The 4,701-nt window shown below is 71.7% G+C and carries 5 protein-coding genes; 1 reads left to right on the top strand and 4 read right to left on the bottom strand.

All coding sequences use genetic code 11. The features are described 5' to 3' along the window. Window positions 1–821: GTP-binding protein (locus tag ACFE60_RS17770; protein WP_375390186.1), on the bottom strand; the 821-nt coding region annotated here is incomplete at its 3' end. Between the two features lie 156 nt (window positions 822–977). On the opposite strand from ACFE60_RS17770, the gene ACFE60_RS17765 reads away from it, so the two are divergent. Beyond that, window positions 978–1,487, top strand: a complete 510-nt coding sequence (locus tag ACFE60_RS17765) for a GNAT family N-acetyltransferase (RefSeq protein ID WP_375390185.1) — start codon at window positions 978–980, stop codon at window positions 1,485–1,487. A gap of 164 nt (window positions 1,488–1,651) precedes the next feature. Here ACFE60_RS17765 and ACFE60_RS17760 read toward each other — a convergent pair whose 3' ends face one another. The 3 genes from ACFE60_RS17760 to ACFE60_RS17750 all read right to left on the bottom strand — a co-directional run. Beyond that, window positions 1,652–2,575, bottom strand: a complete 924-nt coding sequence (locus ACFE60_RS17760; protein WP_375390184.1) for an acetamidase/formamidase family protein — start codon at window positions 2,573–2,575, stop codon at window positions 1,652–1,654. A 12-nt stretch (window positions 2,576–2,587) separates the two neighbouring features. Next, a complete protein-coding gene (locus ACFE60_RS17755; RefSeq protein ID WP_375390183.1) occupies window positions 2,588–3,682 on the bottom strand; it encodes an ABC transporter ATP-binding protein in 1,095 nt (364 codons plus the stop codon). A 16-nt stretch (window positions 3,683–3,698) separates the two neighbouring features. Then, on the bottom strand, window positions 3,699–4,701 hold a 1,003-nt coding region (locus tag ACFE60_RS17750), incomplete at its 5' end, for an ABC transporter ATP-binding protein (protein ID WP_375390182.1).

Raw genomic sequence — 4,701 nt, 5'->3', positions numbered from 1 at the left:
ACCGGGTATTTCGCCGACGTGCCCATCATGCGCACCGTCTGCCCCTTCTTCAGCGTGCCGTTGAAGACGCGCAGCAGCGCCAGGCGGCCGAGGAACGGGGAGGCGTCGAGGTTCGTGACGTGCGCCTGCAGCGGGTGGGCGTCGTCGTACTCCGGCGCGGGGATGTGCTTCAGGATCGCGTCGAACAGCGGCTCGAGGTCCGCGTTGTCGGGCAGCGACCCGTTCTCCGGCTTGTTCCAGCTGGCGGCGCCGTTGCGGCCGGAGGCGTACACGACCGGCACGTCGAGGATCGCGTCCAGGTCGAGGTCCGGCACGTCGTCGGACATGTCGCTCGCGAGGCCCAGCAGCAGGTCGTGGGACTCCTCCACGACCTCGTCGATGCGCGCGTCGGGCCGGTCCGTCTTGTTGACGAGCAGGATCACGGGCAGCTTCGCCTCGAGCGCCTTGCGCAGCACGAAGCGGGTCTGGGGCAGCGGGCCCTCGGACGCGTCCACCAGCAGCACGACGCCGTCGACCATCGACAGGCCGCGCTCGACCTCGCCGCCGAAGTCGGCGTGGCCGGGGGTGTCGATCACGTTGATGGTGACGGGGCCGCCCGTGGCGTGCTCGCCGTCGTAGATGATCGCGGTGTTCTTCGCGAGGATCGTGATCCCCTTCTCGCGCTCCAGCTCGTTGCTGTCCATGGCGCGGTCGTCCACGTGGGCGTGGTCGGCGAAGGAGTGGGTCTGCCGCAGCATCGCGTCGACGAGCGTCGTCTTGCCGTGGTCGACGTGCGCGACGATCGCGACGTTGCGCAGATCGGAGCGGGTGGCGTGCGCCATGATGGGGCCCTTCGGTCGAGGTCCGGCCGGGGGCCGGAGGCGCGGCGCCGCCCGAGGAGTCGGGGCACTCACGCGCTGCCGCGCCGTCGTGGCGCGACTGTGACCACAACATCGTACCGGCCGGTGGTGTTCCAGGCCGTCCGGTAGCGTCCGGCCATGCCCGCAGAGGTCCGGCTCCGCCCCTACCGCGTCGAGGACGCGACCGCGTTCGACGCCGAGGAGCAGGTGCCCGGCTCGTTCGAGTTCTTCGGGTGGCGCTCCGCGAACACCTGGCTGCGCAAGTTCGCGACCGATGGGATGGTGGCGGACGAGCGGGGCAACCTCGTCGTCGACGTGAAGGGGATCGGCGCGGTGGGCGACGTGGGCTGGTCCCCCGTCCACCACGGGCCGCCGCCGCACGGCTTCGCGTTCAACGTCGGGATCGGCCTCTTCGCCGAGCACCGCGGACGCGGCTACGGCACGGAGGCGCAGCGACTGCTCGCGGAGTACCTGTTCGCCTACTCCCGGGTCGAGCGGCTGGAGGCTTCCACGGACGTGACGAACATCGCCGAGCAGCGCGCGCTGACGAAGGCGGGCTTCACGCGGGAGGGCGTGCTGCGCCACGCGCAGTGGCGGGCAGGCGCCTTCCACGACGTCGTGCTCTTCAGCCGCCTCCGCGGCGACTGAGCGCGCCTCAGGGCGGGGGGGGTCGGGGCGCGGCCCGGGATCAGGATGCGGTCCCGTATGCAGGACGAACTCCGCCGTTCCGTCCGGAACGCCGCACACGATCCTGCACGAGGAACGCCGACGCCCGCTGCGCTCGCGCCTCGACCAGCGGGACGGGGCCCAGGTCAGGTGAGGACGCTCTGCGGCAGGTAGGCGGCGACGACCCAGTTGGGGCGGTCGACGACCTCGGTGATCTTCAGGTCGACGACCACCGAGCACAGCACGTAGGCGTCGAGCGGCGCGAGGCCGGTCTCCCGCACCAGGTGGTCGATCATCGCGCGGACCGCGTCCCGCGACGCCTGCATCAGGTCGGGCGCGACGCCGGTCGTGGCGAAGTACCCCCGGTCGTCGATGCCCGCGCGCAGCGGCCCCGGGGTGCGGAACTGCGGCGCCGGGATGGTGCGTCCCTTGTGCAGCCGGAGGCGGATCGCGCCGGACAGGCTCGCCTCGATCGCCGCGCCGCACACCTCCCCGTCGCCCTGCGCCGCGTGCGGGTCGCCGAGCAGGACGCGCGCGCCGGGGGTCGAGACGGGCAGGAACACGCTCGTTCCCGCCACCAGGTCGCGGGTGTCGAGGTTGCCGCCGAAGAAGCCGGGAGGGAAGGGCGACAGGGGCTCGTCGCTGTCCGGCGTCGCGCCGAGCACGCCGAGGAACGGGCGCAGCGGCACGGTCGCGGCGCCGAGGAAGTCGGCCGTCCCGTCCTGCAGCTCCCACCGGTGCACGTGGTAGTCCGGGAAGTCGTCTTCGAGCAGCCCGAACTGCGGCAGCACGCTCGTCCAGCCCCAGGTGCCGGTCCGGTAGTCCAGGATCTCCAGCTCGACCGTGTCGCCCGGCTCGGCGCCGGCGACCTGGATCGGGCCGACGAGCGGGTACAGCAGGTCGTAGTCGATCGCCGGGGGCTGCCGGCCGTTGCGGTGCCCGGCCAGCTGCCCGGCGCTGCACTCCTCCGCCTCGAAGGTGACGACGTCGCCGTCCGCGACCTCGAGCACGGGCGCGTGCCGCGTCGTCCACATCCGGGCCGGCGGGCCCGGGACGCCGAACTCAGCCATGCGCAGCGTCGGTCACGCGGCCTTCGGTCGCGTCGTCCGGATCGGCGACTCGTCGTCGGTGCCGTCGATCAGGTCGGTGCGGGCCTGCGGGAAGTGGCAGTAGACGCTCTGCCCCGGCCGCTTCTCCTCGAGCACGGGCTCGAGCGTGCGGCAGCGCTCGCGCTCGGTGTCCGACAGCTCGTTCTTGAACTTCGGGCACCGGGTGTGGAAGACGCAGCCCGACGGCGGGCTGGAGGGGCTGGGCAGGTCGCCGGTGAGCAGGATCTTCTCCCGCCGCGCCTCCGTCGCCGGGTCCGGGATCGGCACGGCGGACAGCAGCGCGTGCGTGTACGGGTGCATCGGGTGCTCGTACAGCGAGTCGCGGTCGGTGATCTCCATGATCTTGCCGAGGTACATCACCGCGACGCGGTCGGAGATGTGCCGCACGACCGAGAGGTCGTGCGCGATGAACACGTAGGCCAGGCCGAACTCGCTCTGCAGGTCCTCGAGCAGGTTGACCACCTGCGCCTGCACCGACACGTCGAGCGCGGACACCGGCTCGTCGCAGACGATCAGCTTCGGCTGCGGGGCGAGCGCCCGCGCGATGCCGATGCGCTGCCGCTGGCCGCCGGAGAACTCGTGCGGGTAGCGGTTGTAGTGCTCGGGGTTCAGGCCGACGCGCTCCATCAGGCCCTGCACCGCGCGCTTGATGCCGCCCTCCGGCCGCTCGCCCTGGATCTGGAACGGGGCGCCGACGATGCCGCCGATCGTGTGCCGGGGGTTCAGGGACGAGTACGGGTCCTGGAAGATCATCTGCATCTGGCGGCGCATCGGGCGCATCGCCCGGCGGGACAGCCCGCTGATGTCCTCCCCGGCGAAGCGGATCGTGCCGCTGGTCGGCTCGATCAGCTTCGTGATCGCCCGTCCCGTCGTGGACTTGCCGCAGCCGGACTCGCCGACGAGGCCGAGCGTCTCGCCCTCGTGCACGGTGAAGCCGACGCCGTCGACGGCCTTGACCGGGTTCGCCCGGGACCGGCCCGGGAAGTGCTTGGTGACGTCGATCACCTCGAGCAGCGGCGCCGGCGAGGTGGCGCCGGTGGCGGCCGGGGCGGGAGCGGTGGAGGTCATGGGGTGCGGGCTTTCGTCAGAGCGTCGGGCGGATCTCGGCGTCGAGGATCTCGACCCGCTGCGGGTGGGGGATGTGGCAGCGGACCTCGTGCGCCGGCGAGCTGGGCAGCAGGTCCGGGTGCTCCGTGAAGCACCGGCGGCCGGGGACGCGGTCCGAGAACCGGCAGCGGGGGTTGAACACGCAGCCCTTCGGCACGGTGATCAGCGACGGCGGCGAGCCGGGGATCGGGGTCAGGCGGCTCTCGCGCACCCGGTCCATCCGCGGCATCGAGCCGAGCAGACCCCACGTGTACGGCATCTCGGGCTGGGCGAACAGCTCGTCCACCGGGCCCTTCTCGACGCACTGGCCGCCGTACATGACGACGACCTTGTCGCAGGTCTCCGCGACGACGCCGAGGTCGTGGGTGATCAGGATGACCGCGGAGTCCAGCTCGTCCCGCAGCTCCTTGATCAGCTCGAGGATCTGCGCCTGCACCGTGACATCGAGCGCCGTGGTCGGCTCGTCCGCGATCAGCAGCCGCGGCCGGCAGATCAGCGCCATCGCGATCATCGCGCGCTGCCGCATGCCGCCCGAGAACTGGTGCGGGTAGTCGTCGTAGCGGCCGGCGGCGTTCGGGATGCCGACCTTCTCGAGCATCGCGACGACGCGCTTCCTCGCCTCCTTCGTGGAGACCTTGTTGTGCACCCGGTAGGCCTCGGCGATCTGGTCGCCGACCTTGTAGAAGGGGTGCATCGAGGACAGCGGGTCCTGGAAGATCATCGAGACCTCGCTGCCGCGCACCTGACGCATCTCCTCCTCGGTCGCCGCGACGAGGTCGTGCCCGTTCAGCCAGATGTGCCCGCTCACCTGCGCACGGGAGCCCTTGTGCAGGCCGAGGATCGCCTGGGCGGTGACGCTCTTGCCGGACCCGGACTCCCCCACGATGCCGAGGATCTCGCCGGGCTTCACGTCGAAGGTCAGCCCGTCGACGCTCTTGACGAGGCCGTCGTCGGTCGGGAAGTGGACGCGCAGGTCCTCG

This window comes from uncultured Amnibacterium sp. (genome assembly GCF_964245895.1).
Classification (GTDB): domain Bacteria; phylum Actinomycetota; class Actinomycetes; order Actinomycetales; family Microbacteriaceae; genus Amnibacterium.
The sequence above is the reverse complement of the archived record's forward strand: the minus strand, read 5'-3'. Positions and strand labels throughout refer to the sequence as shown.